This window comes from Pseudomonas sp. CFBP 8758, from assembly GCF_014841725.1.
GTDB lineage: Bacteria > Pseudomonadota > Gammaproteobacteria > Pseudomonadales > Pseudomonadaceae > Aquipseudomonas > Aquipseudomonas baltica.
This window is the reverse complement of record NZ_JACYUK010000007.1, coordinates 172,537-187,834: the sequence shown is the minus strand read 5'-3', so window position 1 is coordinate 187,834 and position 15,298 is coordinate 172,537. Positions and strand designations below refer to the sequence as shown.

Here is a 15,298-nt window from a genome sequence, read left to right as displayed (position 1 = left end):
TTCCGAATACAGCAATACGGGGGGAACCACGGTGCAAAGCCAGCATGAATGCGCACAAGAGAATTAGCTAACCAGATGGGCTAAGATACACTGTAGTCACCTGTACAAAGGAGTCGCCACCGATGGCCATTCACAATGTTCACGATGCCAAAAGCAATCTGTCCCGGCTACTGGATCAAGCTGCGGCCGGTGAAGTGGTCGTCATTGCCAAAGCCGGCAAGCCGGTTGCCCGGCTGGTGGCTTATGACACGCCACTAGCGGGTGAAGCAAAGCGTATCGGTTTCATGCTTGACCTGGAGGTACCCGAAGACTTTGATGAGCTGGACATTGAGGTCGCCAATCTCTTCGAGGGCAAGGTGTGAAGTTACTGCTCGACACGCATATCCTGATCTGGGTTGCCAAGGACAGCCCGATGCTTACAGCAAGTGCTCGATCGTTGATCGGCAATATGGATCACGAGGTGTACTTCAGCGCAGCGAGCCTGTGGGAAGTGGCCATCAAGAACGGTCTGAGCCGCAGCGCCACGGTCATCGATACGGCGCGTCTGCGCCGGCAGCTATTGCTCAATGGCTACAGCGAGCTACCCATCACTGCAGCCCATGGCATGGCCGTGGAAAAACTGCCGCCCATTCATCGCGATCCGTTCGATCGCCTGCTATTCGCCCAGGCTACCCTCGAGAGCATGCAGTTGCTGACGGCCGACGCATTGTTGAGCCAATACGGCGCACCCGCATTGCACGTTTGAATCGTCCTACCCAATAAGCTCCAGATGCAGATGCTCGGCAACGCTTTGGGCACTGGCGTCCTTCAGGTAGGGCACCCGACCCAGGCAGGGCGCTGGCATGCGTTCGGCCAGGGTGGCGAGGTTATCTTCCAGGCGTGAGGTTTTCGGTTCGATGATGTTGGCCACCCAGCCGGCCAGCTGCAGGCCGTCGCGGGCGATCGCTTCCGCACTGAGCAGCGCATGGCTGATGGCGCCCAGGCGCACGCCCACCACCAGAATCACCGGCAGTTTCAGGGCAATGGCCAAGTCCGACAGGTTGGACTGGTCGGACAGCGGCACGCGCCAGCCGCCGGCGCCTTCGATCAGGGTGAAGTCTGCCTGCTGGGCCAGCACGTGGCGCATGGGCGCCAGCAACGATCCAACCGTCAGCGCCACGCCAGCCTCGCGAGCGGCAATGTGTGGAGCGATCGCCGGTTCGAAGGCCACTGGATTGACCTGCGCATATTCCAGGCTGATCGAACTCTGCGCCATCAAGGCCAGCGCATCACTGTTGCGCAGGCCCTTGGGTGTGACATCGCAGCCCGAGGCAACGGGCTTGGCACCCAGCGTGCTGAGGCCCCTGAGCATAGCGGCGTGCAACAGGCCGGCCGCGATCGTGGTCTTGCCGATGTCCGTGTCGGTACCGGCGATGAAATAGGCGCTCATCGGGATTGTCCTTGCTCGACAGGTTTGCGCAACACAGCGTAGACCACCTGGTAGGTGGCGGGCAGCCCCAGCGGTGTGCGAAAGGTTTCATAGGCGTGCAGCAGGCCAAGCATGCGCGTGCGGCCAGTCAGGCCGTCGGGTCGGCCGGGGTTGAGATTGTGCGCGCCCAGCGCCTTGAGTTCATGGGTCAGGCCGCGCACGTCCGCGTAGTGCAGCACATGGGGCACGTTATCCAGGCTCAGTACCTCCAGACCGCTGTTGGCGCACAGGCGCTGGTAGTCGGCGAACTCACGGAAGCGGTTGACGTGCACCCGGCCATCCACTGCGCGCCAGCTCTGACGCAGCTCGTGCAGCGTGCCCGCGCACAGGCTGGCAAGGGCCAGCACGCCGCCGGGCTGCAAGGCCCTGTAGGCCTCGGCGAGCACGGCGGCGAAATTGCTGCACCATTGCACTGCCAGGCTCGAATAGATCAGGCCACAGCAGCCACTGCGCAACGGCAGCTGCTCGGCATCCCCGGCCACATGCCAGGTGGCGCCGCCCTGGGCGCGCGCGTGTGTCAGCATGCCTTCGGCAATGTCCAGCGCCACGCCGGCGACCTCGGGAAAACGCTGCGCCAGGGCGCGGCTGAAATAGCCCGTGCCGCTGCCCAGGTCGAGCCATTGCGAGGGTTGCAGATCGGCCGGCAGGCGCGCGAGCAGCGCATGGCCAACGTCGCGTTGCAACTGCGCGACGCTGTCGTAACTCGCCGCCGCCTTGGAAAAGGAAGCCGCCACCCGCCGCTTATCCGGCAACGCAGACCCCGCCTCGGCCCCTGTAGCAGCGGCGCAAGCCGCGTCGTCTACCACCGCAAAACGTGCGCCAAACGCAAAACCCTTGCCGTTATTCATCAAAACCTCGCTCACGCAGGAAGGCCTGAATTGCACCGGCAACCCTTTGCGAGTCCTCCAGCATGAACGCATGGCTGGTCTGCTCGACCAGGCCGATTTCAGCTTCGGGCAGCAGCTCCCGCAACGCGCTTACTGCACCAACAGGCACCAGCGAATCGTTCCCGGCAAACAGGTGCAGTTGCGGCCCGGCAAACGCCTGCAACGCGGCCCGGGTATCCAGCTCCGCCAGCACATGCAGGCCCTCCACCAACGTCTGTGTCGAAGTCGGCTCAGCAACCGCCAGTCGCCGAGAAAGCCCGCGCGGATCAGCAGCGCCTTGCGCACAGAGCGACGCGAAGCGCTTCAGCAGGTTTTTCGGATCCGCCTCGCAAGCGGCCAGAAACGCTTCGAACGTCTTAGCGGGCATTGCATCCGGCCAGTCGGCGCGGGCCACGAAACAGGGGTTGCTGGCCAGCGTCAGCAAGCCACGACAGCGCTCGCCACGGCGCGCCGCCAGTTCGGCAGCAAGCATCCCTCCCAGCGACCAGCCGCCCAGCCAGACACCGTCCGGCAGGCGTTCGTCGAGCGCGTCGAGCCAGTCGGAAAGCTGGATGGAACCGGGCTCGGGCAAGGCTTCGATCCGCGCCTGCACGGGTTCAGCGAGCCCTCGCAAGGCGGCGACCAGGGGATCCAAAGCACCGTTGCCCAGGCCCCAGCCAGGTAGCAGGATCAAGCGATCAAGCATGTTCAGCTCCCAGCAGCGGGTAGCACTCAGCCAGCGCATCGAGCAGTCGCTGCACCTGGGCACTGCTGTGAGCGGCCGAAAGCGTGACCCGCAATCGCGCACTGCCGACAGGCACCGTTGGCGGGCGAATGGCCGTCACCAGCACTCCGCGCTCGCGCAACAGCCGCGACAAATGCAGGGCTCGCCCGGCGTCGCCGATGAGAATGGGTTGAATGGGCGTGAAGCTGTCCATCAAGGTCAGGCCCAACCGGGCAGCGCCCCGTCTGAACTGCGCGATCAGGGTCGCCAGGTGCTCGCGCCGCCAGTGCTCGCTGCGCAGCAGCTGCAGGCTGCGCAACGTAGCGCAGGCCAGCGCCGGTGGCTGGCTGGTGGTGTAGATGTAGGGCCGGGCGAACTGCACCAGCGTCTCGATCAGTTCCTCGCTGCCGGCTACGAAGGCGCCCGCAGTGCCGAAGCCCTTGCCCAAGGTCCCGACCAGCACCTGCACATCGTCCAACCCCAACCCGAAGTGTTCGACGATACCGCCACCGGTGGCGCCCAGGGCACCGAACCCGTGGGCATCGTCGACCATCAGCCAGGCACCCTTGGCGCGGGCCGAAGCGGCCAGTTGCGGCAGCTCGGCAAGGTCACCGTCCATGCTGAAGACGCCATCGGTCACCACCAGCGTATTGCCGGTGGCTTTGTCGAGGCGCGCTTCCAGGCTGGCGGCATCGTTGTGCAGGTAACGGCTGAAGCGCGCGCCGCTGAGCAGCCCGGCGTCCAGCAGCGAGGCGTGGTTGAGACGGTCCTGCAGCACGGTATCGCCTTGCCCCACCAGAGCGGTGACCGCCCCCAGGTTAGCCATGTAGCCGGTGGAAAACAGCAACGCCCGCGGACGCCCGGTGAATTCGGCCAAGGCCTCTTCCAGCGCGTGGTGAGGGCTGCTGTGACCGACCACCAGATGCGATGCTCCACCGCCCACGCCCCAGCGCTCGGCGCCCTCGCGCCAGGCCTTGATCACTTCGGGGTGGTTGGCCAGGCCCAGGTAGTCGTTGCTGCAGAAAGCCAGCAGCGGTTGGCCATCGACCACCACGCATGGCCCCTGCGGGCTTTGCAGCAATGGACGCTGACGATAGAGGTCGGCGGCGCGGCGCTCGGCCAGGCGCGCGCTGAGGTCGAAGGGCATGCAGGCCTCGAATGGCAGGGGGTGAACGCCGGCCGCTGGGGCCGGCGCAGGGTCAGGCGGACGCGGCGTCGTAGAACAGGTCGCTGCTCTTCTGCTCGACCAGGGCCTGTTCGATGGCCGCTTGATGGACCTCGTCGGCGTGTTCTTCACGAGCTTCGGGAGCGATCCCCAGGCGGGCGAACAACTGCATGTCCTTGTCTGCCTGCGGGTTGGCCGTGGTCAACAGCTTGTCGCCATAGAAGATCGAGTTGGCCCCGGCCAGGAAAGCCAGTGCCTGCATCTGTTCGTTCATCGCTTCGCGCCCGGCGGAAAGGCGCACATGGGACTGGGGCATGAGAATGCGCGCCACGGCGAGCATGCGGATGAAATCGAACGGGTCGATATCCTCGGCGTTTTCCAGCGGCGTACCGGCCACTTTCACCAGCATGTTGATCGGCACCGACTCGGGATGCTCGGGCAGGTTGGCCAACTGGATCAGCAGCCCGGCGCGGTCGTCCAGCGACTCGCCCATGCCCAGGATGCCGCCGGAGCAGATCTTCATGCCGGCGTCGCGCACGTGGGCCAGGGTCTGCAGGCGTTCGCTGTAGGTGCGGGTGGTGATGATGCTGGCGTAGAACTCCGGCGAGGTGTCCAGGTTGTGGTTGTAGTAGTCGAGGCCGGCCTGGGCCAGGGCCTTGGTCTGGTCTTCGTCCAGGCGCCCCAGGGTCATGCAGGTTTCCAGGCCCAGCGCCTTGACCCCGGCAACCATTTGCAAGACGTACGGCATGTCCTTGGCCGAGGGGTGTTTCCAGGCCGCGCCCATGCAGAATCGCGTCGAACCGATCGCCTTGGCGCGGGCGGCTTCCTCGAGCACCTTCTGCACTTCCATCAGCTTTTCTTTTTCCAGCCCGGTGTTGTAGTGCCCCGATTGCGGGCAGTACTTGCAGTCCTCGGGGCAGGCGCCGGTCTTGATCGACAGCAGGGTCGAGACCTGGACCCGATTGGGGTCGAAATGCGCCCGGTGCACGCTTTGCGCCTGGAACAGCAGGTCGTTGAACGGCTGCACGAACAGCGCCTTGACCTCGGCCAGGGTCCAGTCGTGACGAACGGTTGCAGTTGTACTGGCGCTCATCGGCGATTCCTTGTTTATGCTTGGGCGCGCGCACGGACGCTGGAATGTCCATGGGCGCAACGCGGCTATTGAGTCGAATGCGGGCATGATTAAGGAAGCTCCATGCACTGTCAACCTTCTGCGGCTACCAAGGTCTACAAGTGGCTAGAAACTGATCAGATTTGCCTGCTGTGCGACGAAGCGTCGGGCAATCCCTATGCCCTGTGCGAGGCCTGCGAATGCGACCTTCCCTGGCTGGAGGAGCAGTGCACGGTGTGCGCATTGCCCTTGGCGATGAGTGGGTTCACCTGCGCGCCCTGTCGGCGCCGGCCACCCGCATTCGGCAAGGTGGAAACCCCCTGGCACTATGGTTTTCCCGTCGACAGCCTGATCACCCGCTTCAAGCACAACAGCCAGTGGCCCTATGGACGTTTGCTGGCCGAGTTGACCAGTCACTGGCTCGATCATCGTTTCAATGAAGGGTTGCCACGCCCGCAGTTGCTGATCCCGGTGCCCATGGGGCGCAAACGCCTGCGCAGACGAGGTTTCAACCAGGCTGAAATGCTCGCTCGATGGTTGTCCGAGGCACTGCACATCGACTGCGATTCGACCCTGGTGCAACGACCGCGCGAGACCCAGGCGCAGCAGGAACTGGGCGCCAAGGCGCGCCTGCACAACCTGGAACGCGCCTTTGCCTTGATGCCCGGTGCGGTGCTCGATGGAGTGCACGTCGCCTTGGTCGACGATGTGATGACCACCGGCGCCACCGCGCAGGCCCTGGCCACGCTGCTTCGCGAGGGCGGCGCCGCGCGGGTCGACGTCTACTGTCTGGCGCGCACGGCCAAGCCCGAGTAGCCTTGGGCCATGACCTTGCCTCCTTTGCTTGCCCAGTACATCGCACGTCGTCCGCAACGCATCGAACTGCTGCGTCATATCGCCGAGCAGGGTTCGATCACCCGTGCCGCCAAGGCGGCTGGCCTGAGCTACAAGGGCGCCTGGGACGCCATCGACGAACTCAACAACCTGGCCCAAACGCCGCTGGTCGAACGGGTCGTGGGCGGCAAGGGCGGTGGTGGCGCATGCTTGTCCGCGGAAGGGCAGCGCATGCTGCGCCTCTACCAGAAACTCCAGGCCTTGCAGGCGCAGGTGCTCGAAGCCGCCGAGGACGTCGGCGACCTCGACCTGCTGGGCCGACTCATGCTGCGTACCAGCGCCCGCAATCAACTGCACGGCCGCGTGACTGCCATCGACGCTCAAGGGCGCAACGACGAAATCACTTTGGACCTGGGCGCGGGGTTGAGCCTGCGCGCGCAGATCACCCATGACAGCACGCAAACCCTGACGCTGGTGCCCGGCGCTGGTGTGGTGGCCTTGATCAAGGCGGGTTGGTTGTGCGTGTTGCCACTGGATGCTCCCGCCATGCCTGGTCACAGCTGCCTGGAGGGTGTGCTGGAGCAGGTCCTGAAGGACGCTCGAGGGCCTTGCGAAATGCGTATCGGCCTGGCGAATGGGCAGACCCTGTGCGCACTTTCCGAGCACTGCTCGATCCGTGAGGGCGACTCGGTCAATGTGTGGCTCGATCCTGCCAACGTTCTACTCGGTACTCCGCTCTAACCCGCGCCATACCCGCCGAACCCTGTCGATCCCGGCTTTCAGCGAACCAGCCCGCAGCCGCCACGGCACCGTGACGGCCGCCGGGCGGGTATTGACTTTGCGCAGGCGTAAACGTATGTTTCAAACAGCCGTTTGATAGCGACAACCTGTCGCAGGTCGAACCCATCGGAATCCATCAGCAGAGGTTTATCGCTATGCCTGAGTACAAGGCCCCCTTGCGTGATATTCGCTTCGTCCGCGACGAGTTGCTCGGCTACGAAGCGCACTATCAAAGCCTGCCCGGCTGCCAGGATGCGACCCCGGACATGGTCGATGCCATCCTCGAAGAAGGCGCCAAGTTCTGCGAACAGGTACTGGCGCCGCTGAACCGTGTGGGCGACATCGAAGGCTGCACCTGGAGCGAAGACGGCGTGAAGACGCCGACCGGCTTCAAGCAGGCCTACAAACAGTTCGTCGAAGGCGGCTGGCCAAGCCTGGCCCACGACGTCGAACACGGTGGCCAGGGCCTGCCCGAATCCCTCGGTCTGGCGGTGAGCGAGATGATCGGCAGCGCCAACTGGTCGTGGGGCATGTACCCCGGCCTGTCCCACGGCGCCATGAACACCATTTCCGCCCACGGCACGCCCGAGCAGCAAGAGGCTTACCTGACCAAGCTGGTGTCCGGCGAGTGGACCGGCACCATGTGCCTGACCGAACCACACTGCGGCACCGACCTGGGCATGCTGCGCACCAAGGCCGAACCCCAGGCCGACGGCAGCTATGCAATCAGCGGCACGAAGATCTTCATTTCTGCCGGCGAACACGACATGGCCGACAACATCGTGCACATCGTGCTGGCACGCCTGCCCGATGCACCGGCCGGCACCAAGGGCATCTCGCTGTTCATCGTGCCCAAGTTCCTGCCTGACAGCGATGGCGCGATCGGCGCGCGCAATGCGGTGAGCTGTGGCTCGCTGGAACACAAGATGGGCATTCACGGCAACGCCACCTGCGTGATGAACTTTGACAGCGCCACCGGCTACCTGATCGGCCCCGCCAACAAGGGCCTGAACTGCATGTTCACCTTCATGAACACGGCACGCCTGGGCACTGCCCTGCAGGGTCTGGCCCATGCCGAAGTCGCGTTCCAGGGTGGCCTGCGCTATGCCCGCGATCGCCTGCAGATGCGCTCGCTGACCGGCCCCAAGGCGCCCGACAAGGCTGCCGACCCGATCATCGTGCACCCGGACGTACGGCGCATGCTGCTGACCATCAAGGCCTTCGCCGAAGGCACGCGGGCCATGGTCTATTTCACCGCCAAGCTGGTGGACGTGCTCAAGTTCAGCCAGGACGAGGAAGAGCGCAAGCGCGCCGATGCCCTGCTGGCGTTCATGACGCCGATCGCCAAGGCGTTCATGACCGAAGTCGGTTTCGAGGCCGCCAACCACGGCGTGCAGATCTACGGTGGGCACGGTTTCATTGCCGAGTGGGGCATGGAGCAGAACGTGCGCGACAGCCGCATTTCCATGCTGTACGAAGGCACCACCGGCATCCAGGCACTCGACTTGCTGGGGCGCAAGGTGCTCATGACCCAGGGCGAGGCCCTCAAGGGCTTTACCCGGATCGTGCACAAGTTCTGCCAGGCCAACGAAGGCAACGAAGCCGTTGCCGAGTTCGTTACACCCCTGGCGCAGTTGAACAAGGAGTGGGGCGAGCTGACCATGAAGGTTGGCATGGCCGCCATGAAGGATCGCGAAGAAGTCGGCGCAGCCTCGGTCGATTACGTGATGTATTCGGGTTACGCCTGCCTGGCCTATTTCTGGGCCGACATGGCTCGTGTGGCAGCGCAGAAGCTGGCTGAAGGCACGGGCGATGCCGCGTTCTACACGGCCAAGCTGCAAACGGCGCGCTTCTACTTCCAGCGCATCCTGCCGCGCACCCGCACTCACGTTGCCGCCATGCTCTCGGGCGCGGCCAACCTGATGGACATGGACGAAGCGCACTTCGGCCTGTCCTACTGACAGGTACGCCAACCAGCCGGGCGGCGCGCGTGTTGCCGAGCGCGCCACCCGGCTTTCGAACCTCAGCCCTCGAATTTTTGCGAGTCAGCCATGGCGGATTACAAAGCTCCCCTGCGCGATATGCGCTTTGTCCTGAACGAAGTATTCGACGTTGCCAGCCACTGGGCGCAGCTGCCGGGCCTGGCCGACAGCGTCGATGTCGACACCATGGAAGCCATTCTCGAGGAGGCCGGCAAGGTCACCGCCCAGGCCATCGCGCCCTTGAGCCGGGCGGCCGATGAAGAGGGCTGCCACTGGCGCGATACCGCGGTGACCACCCCGGCCGGGTTCATCCAGGCCTATCGGACCTACGCCGAGGGTGGCTGGGTCGGCGTGGGCGGCGAACCTGCCCATGGTGGCATGGGCATGCCCAAGGTGATTTCGGCGCAGGTCGAGGAAATGGTCAACTCGGCCAGCCTGGCGTTCGGCCTGTACCCGATGCTGACTGCCGGTGCCTGCCTGTCCATCAACGCCCATGCCAGTGAAGAGCTGAAACGCACCTACCTGCCCAAGATGTATGCCGGGACCTGGGCCGGCTCCATGTGCCTGACCGAAGCCCATGCGGGTACCGATCTGGGCCTGATCCGCACGCGTGCCGAACCGCAGGCAGACGGCAGCTACAAGGTCAGCGGGACGAAAATCTTCATCACCGGCGGCGAACACGACCTGACCGAGAACATCATTCATCTGGTGTTGGCCAAGCTTCCCGACGCACCGCCCGGCCCCAAGGGCATCTCGCTGCTGCTGGTGCCCAAGTTCATGGTCGATGCCGACGGTAACCTGGGCGCGCGCAACGCGGTGTCCTGCGGTTCCATCGAACACAAGATGGGCATCCAGGCGTCGGCCACCTGCGTGATGAACTTCGATGGCGCCACCGGTTACCTGGTCGGCGAGGCCAACAAGGGCCTGGCGGCCATGTTCACCATGATGAACTACGAGCGTCTGGGCGTAGGCATTCAGGGCCTGGCGTCGGCCGAGCGCTCCTATCAGAACGCTGTGGAGTACGCCCGTGACCGGCTGCAGAGCCGTTCGCCCACTGGGGCCATGCAGGCCGACAAAATGGCCGACCCGATCATCGTCCACCCGGACGTGCGGCGCATGCTGCTGACCATGAAAGCCTGCAACGAAGGCGGGCGGGCGTTCTCCACCTACGTGGCGCTGCAGTTGGACACCGCCAAGTACAGCGAAGAGCCGGCCACGCGCAAGCGCGCCGAAGACATGGTGGCTTTGCTGACTCCGGTGGCCAAGGCCTTCCTGACCGACCTGGGCCTGGAAACCACGGTGCATGGCCAGCAGGTATTCGGTGGCCACGGCTATATCCGCGAATGGGGCCAGGAGCAGTTGGTCCGCGATGTGCGTATTACGCAGATCTACGAGGGCACCAACGGCATCCAGGCGCTGGACCTGATGGGCCGCAAGGTGGTGGGCAACGGTGGTGCGTTCTATCAGCTGTTTTCCGACGAAGTGCGTGCCTACGCCGCCCAGGCCGATGCCGCGTTGCAGGAGTTCACCCAACCACTGATCCACGCGCTGGACCGTTTGGATGCGCTGACTGCTGGGGTTCTGGGCCGCGCCGCGAACGATCCGCGCGAGATCGGCGCCGCATCGGTCGAGTACCTGCAGGCCTTTGGTTACACCGCCTACGGCTACATGTGGACGAGAATGGCGGCGGCCGCGCTGGGCAGGCAGGACGAGGCGTTCTATGCCAGCAAACTGGGCACGGCGCGCTTTTATTTCGCCCGGTTGTTGCCGCGGATCCACTCGCTGGCGGCTGCCGTCGATGCCGGCAGCGCGTCACTGTTTCTGTTGGATGAGGAGCAATTCTGACGATGTAAGCTTTGGCTTACATCACGTGGTGTCTTTGAGCTATATCCACGGATTGGATCCACAGTTAATCTTCACTCCAAGGACGTTGCGCAGGATGCGCCTAGATATAACAGGGACACGTAGGATTTCTGCCAGGATGGCGGACGGAAATGGATGTCATGGGAAACAGTCTGCAAAACCCCGCTTCGGCGGGGTTTTCTTTTTTCCGCTCCCGAATAATTTCCCCTGTAGCAGCGGCGCAAGCCGCGTCACCCACTGCGCGGTACACCTGACCCACTGCATCAAGGCCGGACGCGGCTCGCGCCGCTGCTACAGGAACGCGTGGGGCTCATTACGGGCTGCGCGACCCCTGTAGCAGCGGCGCACGCCGCGTCACTGGCGACGCGATACACCTGACACTCCGCATCGACGTCGGACGCGGCTCGCGCCGCTGCTACAGGAACGCGTGGGGCTCATTATGGGCTGCGCGACCCGTGTAGCAGCGGCGCAAGCCGCGTCACCCACTGCGCGGTACACCTGACCCACTGCATCAAGGCCGGACGCGGCTCGCGCCGCTGCTACAGGAACGCGTGGGGCTCATTACGGGCTGCGCGCGCCCTGTAGCAGCGGCGCAAGCCGCGTCACTGGCGACGCGATACACCTGACACCCCGCTTCGACGCCGGACGCGGCTCACACACCCCCTGTAGCAGCGGCGCGTCAGGTCATGGTTTCGCTGGCGGCTTGAGCAGTGCTTCGGCCGCTTTGGCCAGGTCTGGCGGGAGGAAATCCCGGTCCGGGTTGTAATCGGCCTTGAGGAATCGTGTCAGGTCCTGCAGGTCGCCGGGGCTCAGGATGCCCGCCGCCTGCTTGAGCCGCAGGTTGTCGAGAATGTAGTCATAGCGGGTGTTGTTGTAGTCGCGCACCGAGCTGTACAGCTGGCGCTGCGCATCGAGCACGTCGACGATGTTGCGCGTTCCCACCTGATAGCCGATTTCCGTGGCCAGCACCGAGCTCTGGTTGGAGATGATCGACTGCTTGCGCGCCTGCACCTGCTCGACATCGGTGTTCACCGCGCGGTGCAGGTTGCGGGTGTTCTCCACCACCTGTCGGCGCAGGCTTTCACGCTGCTGCTCACTTTGCGTGAGCCGCGCATAGGCCTCACGGACCTGCGAACTGGTCAAACCGCCGCTGTAGATCGGAATGTTCAACTGCACCCCGATGCTGCGCTGCGACACGTCGCTGCCATAGCTCACGCCCGGCAGATTGGAAGGATTGCTGAAACCCAGATTGTCGTTGTCACCCTTCTGGTATTGCGCCACCGCATCCACCGTGGGCGCATGCCCGGCCTTGCGCTGGCGCAAGGTCTGCTCGGCAGCTTCCACGGCGTAGTTGCTGGCCAGCAGATCGAGGTTCTGCCGGGAAGCGGTGTCGACCCACGCACTCGCGTCGTTGGGCATCGGCGCCAGCACCGGCAAGGTGTGAACGATACCCTGGATCGAATTGTATTCGCGGTTGGTCAGCGTGATCAGGGCCTGGAAGGCGTCGTCGACCTGACGCTGGGCGATGATTCGATTGGCCCGGGCGGTGTCGTAGCTGGCCTGGGATTGCAGGGTGTCGGTCTTGTCGGACAGACCGACGTTGAAACGCTCCTGCGACTGATCGAGCTGGCGCCGGAAAGCATTCTCTTCGGCACGCGCGGTGGCCAGATTGTCCTGCGCGCGCAGCACCGAGAAATAGGCCTGGGCACTCTGCAGAATCAGGTTCTGCTCGGTGGCCGACAACTGCACCGCCGCCTGCTCGTCGACCGCTTTGGCGGCCTTGAGCTGAAACCAGCGGTCGGCGCGGAACAGCGGCTGGCTCAACTGCGCCCGGTAGGAATTGCCGCTGCGGTTGTACACCGCCGACGGTTGGTCCAGCGCCGTGCGGGTATCGTTGATGTCGTAGCCCGCCGACAGGTTGGGCAGCAAGCCTGCCCGCGCCTGCGGCACGATTTCGCTTTGCGCGGCGTAGTCGGCCCGCGAAGCGGCCAGGTCGGCGTTGTTCAGCACCGCTTCCTGATAGACGCTGACCAGGTCGGTCATGCTCGCCAGCGGTGCCTGCTGCGCCAGGACCATGCCTGGAATGGCACCGGACACGGCCAGGGCGAGGGCCGTTGCCGAGGGAAATCTACTGCGCAGCATGGGGCAATCCTTGGTCTGAAAGCTGGGTCTGGGCATCAGCTGTGAAAATAGGCGTGGGGCAGGGCGAGTGTAGAGCGCGACGCGCTGCACAACAATCCGGCGCAACGGCCAATATCAAGACCTGCAGGCGGAGTTGGCGTTCCGTGTGCGGGCCGTCTATGCTGTGCACGTTCTTGTCGGGGTGCCTTGCTATGAGGCTGAGATCGGATAATCCGGATCCCGTTGAACCTGATCAGGTTAACGCCTGCGTAGGGAACAAGATTTCTCGTCCTTTCGGCGAGTCCTCTTGTGCTTCGTCCGGGGTCTCGCGCATTTTCTGCACGGCACCTCGCGTACAAGCACAGCATCCGTTCACAGGGTGCATCCGTGCCTTTCAGGTTCGCTCCGACATTCCCGTGATGGATGCCGTCTGGAGAGCCTGTGATGAATACAAAAGCAAAAAACACCGTGCATTTGAGCGAATCGGCCCGGGTCGATTCGGGCTCCGTGCAGCCCTTCACCCGTTCACGCAAGATCTACGTCCAAGGCTCGCGTGCGGACATCCGCGTGCCGATGCGCGAGATCAGCCTGGATGTCACGCCCACCGACTTCTCGACCGGCAGCGGCGCAGGTGAAATCAACCCGCCGGTGACCGTCTACGACACGTCTGGCCCGTACACCGACCCCAGCGTCGTCATCGACGTGCGCAAGGGCCTGGCCGACGTGCGCTCGGCGTGGATCGACGACCGCGGCGACACCGAGCGCCTAGCCGGCCTGAGCTCCAACTTCGGCCAGCAACGCCTGAGCGACGAGGAACTGACCAAACTGCGCTTCGCCCATGTGCGCAACCCGCGCCGCGCCAAGGCCGGCGCCAACGTCAGCCAGATGCACTATGCCCGCCAGGGCATCATTACCGCCGAAATGGAATACGTCGCCATCCGCGAGAACATGAAGCTGGCCGAGGCGCGCGCTGCCGGCCTGCTCAAGGACCAGCACAAGGGCCACAGCTTCGGCGCCAGTATTCCCCAGGAGATCACCGCCGAATTCGTCCGCGACGAGATCGCCCGCGGCCGCGCCATCATTCCGGCCAACATCAACCACACCGAACTCGAGCCGATGATCATCGGCCGCAACTTCCTGGTGAAGATCAACGGCAACATCGGCAACAGCGCGCTGGGTTCCTCCATCGAGGAAGAAGTGGCCAAGCTCACCTGGGGCATTCGCTGGGGCTCGGACACGGTGATGGACCTGTCCACCGGCAAGCACATCCACGAAACCCGCGAGTGGATCATCCGCAACTCGCCCGTGCCGATCGGCACCGTACCCATCTATCAGGCCCTGGAAAAGGTCGGCGGCGCGGCTGAGGACCTGACCTGGGAGCTGTTCCGCGACACCCTGATCGAACAGGCCGAGCAGGGCGTCGACTACTTCACCATCCATGCCGGTGTGCTGTTGCGCTATGTGCCGCTGACCGCCAAGCGGGTCACCGGCATCGTCAGTCGCGGCGGGTCGATCATGGCCAAGTGGTGCCTGGCGCATCACAAGGAAAACTTCCTGTACACGCACTTCGATGACATCTGCGAAATCATGAAAGCCTACGATGTCAGCTTTTCCCTGGGCGACGGCCTGCGTCCGGGGTCGATCGCCGACGCCAACGACGAAGCCCAGTTCGGTGAGCTGGAAACCCTCGGCGAGCTGACCAAGATCGCCTGGAAGCACGACGTGCAGTGCATGATCGAAGGTCCGGGGCATGTGCCGATGCAGCTGATCAAGGAGAACATGGACAAGCAGCTCGAATGCTGCGACGAAGCGCCGTTCTACACCCTGGGCCCACTGACCACCGACATCGCGCCGGGTTACGACCACATCACCTCGGGTATCGGTGCGGCGATGATCGGCTGGTTCGGCTGCGCCATGCTCTGCTACGTGACGCCGAAAGAGCACCTCGGGTTGCCGAACAAGGATGACGTGAAGACCGGCATCATCACCTACAAGATTGCCGCCCACGCCGCCGACCTGGCCAAGGGACATCCGGGCGCGCAGATCCGCGACAACGCCTTGAGCAAGGCGCGCTTCGAGTTTCGCTGGGAAGACCAGTTCAACCTGGGGCTGGACCCAGACACCGCGCGTGCCTACCACGACGAAACCCTGCCCAAGGATTCGGCCAAGGTCGCGCATTTCTGCTCGATGTGCGGCCCGAAGTTCTGCTCGATGAAAATCACCCAGGAAGTGCGCGAGTACGCGGCCAACCAGAAGATCGAAGCCGTCGACCTGAGCGTGGAAGAGGGCATGCGCGAGCAGGCGCAGCGCTTCAAGCAGGAAGGCAGCCAGCTGTACCAAAAGGTCTAGTCAGTATCTTCGGTGGTGCGGTTTTCGCGGCCGCT

At 64.0% G+C, this 15,298-nt stretch carries 13 protein-coding genes and 1 riboswitch; of the genes, 7 read left to right on the top strand and 6 right to left on the bottom strand.

Annotated features, from left to right (window positions below; genetic code table 11):
* The first annotated feature begins 122 nt into the window (after window positions 1–122).
* Both IFT75_RS16825 and IFT75_RS16820 read left to right on the top strand, forming a co-directional pair.
* Window positions 123–362 (top strand): type II toxin-antitoxin system Phd/YefM family antitoxin, encoded by a 240-nt coding sequence (locus IFT75_RS16825; protein WP_122480418.1) that lies wholly within the window; start codon window positions 123–125, stop codon window positions 360–362.
* Entirely contained in the window at window positions 359–745 is a 387-nt protein-coding gene (locus IFT75_RS16820) for a PIN domain-containing protein (RefSeq protein ID WP_192055801.1), read from the top strand. The genes IFT75_RS16825 and IFT75_RS16820 overlap by 4 nt, the downstream gene beginning before the upstream one ends.
* A gap of 6 nt (window positions 746–751) precedes the next feature.
* Here IFT75_RS16820 and bioD read toward each other — a convergent pair whose 3' ends face one another.
* From bioD to bioB, 5 genes are read right to left on the bottom strand one after another with little or no spacing between them, the layout of a single operon-like run.
* Window positions 752–1,429, bottom strand: a complete 678-nt coding sequence (bioD, locus tag IFT75_RS16815) for a dethiobiotin synthase (protein WP_192055799.1) — start codon at window positions 1,427–1,429, stop codon at window positions 752–754.
* The gene (gene bioC / locus IFT75_RS16810; RefSeq protein ID WP_192055797.1) at window positions 1,426–2,316 is read right to left on the bottom strand and encodes a malonyl-ACP O-methyltransferase BioC; all 891 of its coding nucleotides are present in this window, start codon (window positions 2,314–2,316) and stop codon (window positions 1,426–1,428) included. The genes bioD and bioC overlap by 4 nt, the downstream gene beginning before the upstream one ends.
* Window positions 2,309–3,040 carry an alpha/beta fold hydrolase gene (locus tag IFT75_RS16805; RefSeq protein WP_192055795.1) on the bottom strand — a complete coding sequence of 244 codons (732 nt, stop codon included), beginning with the start codon at window positions 3,038–3,040 and terminating at the stop codon, window positions 2,309–2,311. Before IFT75_RS16805 ends, bioC begins: the two co-directional genes overlap by 8 nt.
* Window positions 3,033–4,205 (bottom strand): 8-amino-7-oxononanoate synthase, encoded by a 1,173-nt coding sequence (gene bioF, locus IFT75_RS16800; protein ID WP_192055793.1) that lies wholly within the window; start codon window positions 4,203–4,205, stop codon window positions 3,033–3,035. Before bioF ends, IFT75_RS16805 begins: the two co-directional genes overlap by 8 nt.
* 52 nt (window positions 4,206–4,257) lie before the next feature.
* A complete protein-coding gene (gene bioB, locus IFT75_RS16795; RefSeq protein ID WP_122480412.1) occupies window positions 4,258–5,316 on the bottom strand; it encodes a biotin synthase BioB in 1,059 nt (352 codons plus the stop codon).
* Window positions 5,317–5,418: 102 nt separating this feature from the next.
* Here bioB and IFT75_RS16790 point away from each other — a divergent pair, with 102 nt between their 5' ends.
* From IFT75_RS16790 to IFT75_RS16775, 4 genes are all read left to right on the top strand, one after another.
* Window positions 5,419–6,150, top strand: a complete 732-nt coding sequence (locus IFT75_RS16790) for a ComF family protein (protein ID WP_192055792.1) — start codon at window positions 5,419–5,421, stop codon at window positions 6,148–6,150.
* 9 nt (window positions 6,151–6,159) lie between these two features.
* Window positions 6,160–6,909: a TOBE domain-containing protein gene (locus IFT75_RS16785; RefSeq protein WP_122480410.1), complete on the top strand. Its 750-nt coding sequence runs from the start codon at window positions 6,160–6,162 to the stop codon at window positions 6,907–6,909.
* Window positions 6,910–7,103: 194 nt separating this feature from the next.
* Window positions 7,104–8,909, top strand: a complete 1,806-nt coding sequence (locus IFT75_RS16780; RefSeq protein WP_122480409.1) for a phenylacyl-CoA dehydrogenase — start codon at window positions 7,104–7,106, stop codon at window positions 8,907–8,909.
* Between the two features lie 90 nt (window positions 8,910–8,999).
* A complete protein-coding gene (locus IFT75_RS16775; protein WP_192055790.1) occupies window positions 9,000–10,775 on the top strand; it encodes an acyl-CoA dehydrogenase C-terminal domain-containing protein in 1,776 nt (591 codons plus the stop codon).
* Window positions 10,776–11,477: 702 nt separating this feature from the next.
* Here IFT75_RS16775 and IFT75_RS16770 read toward each other — a convergent pair.
* A complete protein-coding gene (locus IFT75_RS16770; protein WP_185794966.1) occupies window positions 11,478–12,935 on the bottom strand; it encodes a TolC family outer membrane protein in 1,458 nt (485 codons plus the stop codon).
* A 167-nt stretch (window positions 12,936–13,102) separates the two neighbouring features.
* Window positions 13,103–13,207: riboswitch (TPP riboswitch) on the top strand.
* Window positions 13,208–13,358: 151 nt separating this feature from the next.
* On the opposite strand from IFT75_RS16770, the gene thiC reads away from it, so the two are divergent.
* Window positions 13,359–15,263 (top strand): phosphomethylpyrimidine synthase ThiC, encoded by a 1,905-nt coding sequence (gene thiC, locus IFT75_RS16765; RefSeq protein ID WP_192055788.1) that lies wholly within the window; start codon window positions 13,359–13,361, stop codon window positions 15,261–15,263.
* The last annotated feature ends 35 nt before the right edge of the window (window positions 15,264–15,298 follow it).

Bases quoted from the DNA above. Each gene is read 5' to 3' on its own strand.
- bioF (WP_192055793.1), bottom strand. From the start codon at position 4,205: ATGCCCTTCGACCTCAGCGCGCGCCTGGCCGAGCGCCGCGCCGCCGAC.
- IFT75_RS16805 (WP_192055795.1), bottom strand. From the start codon at position 3,040: ATGCTTGATCGCTTGATCCTGCTACCTGGCTGGGGCCTGGGCAACGGT.
- IFT75_RS16790 (WP_192055792.1), top strand. From the start codon at position 5,419: ATGCACTGTCAACCTTCTGCGGCTACCAAGGTCTACAAGTGGCTAGAA.
- IFT75_RS16780 (WP_122480409.1), top strand. From the start codon at position 7,104: ATGCCTGAGTACAAGGCCCCCTTGCGTGATATTCGCTTCGTCCGCGAC.
- bioD (WP_192055799.1), bottom strand. From the start codon at position 1,429: ATGAGCGCCTATTTCATCGCCGGTACCGACACGGACATCGGCAAGACC.
- IFT75_RS16770 (WP_185794966.1), bottom strand. From the start codon at position 12,935: ATGCTGCGCAGTAGATTTCCCTCGGCAACGGCCCTCGCCCTGGCCGTG.
- thiC (WP_192055788.1), top strand. From the start codon at position 13,359: ATGAATACAAAAGCAAAAAACACCGTGCATTTGAGCGAATCGGCCCGG.
- IFT75_RS16775 (WP_192055790.1), top strand. From the start codon at position 9,000: ATGGCGGATTACAAAGCTCCCCTGCGCGATATGCGCTTTGTCCTGAAC.
- bioC (WP_192055797.1), bottom strand. From the start codon at position 2,316: ATGAATAACGGCAAGGGTTTTGCGTTTGGCGCACGTTTTGCGGTGGTA.
- IFT75_RS16825 (WP_122480418.1), top strand. From the start codon at position 123: ATGGCCATTCACAATGTTCACGATGCCAAAAGCAATCTGTCCCGGCTA.
- bioB (WP_122480412.1), bottom strand. From the start codon at position 5,316: ATGAGCGCCAGTACAACTGCAACCGTTCGTCACGACTGGACCCTGGCC.
- IFT75_RS16785 (WP_122480410.1), top strand. From the start codon at position 6,160: ATGACCTTGCCTCCTTTGCTTGCCCAGTACATCGCACGTCGTCCGCAA.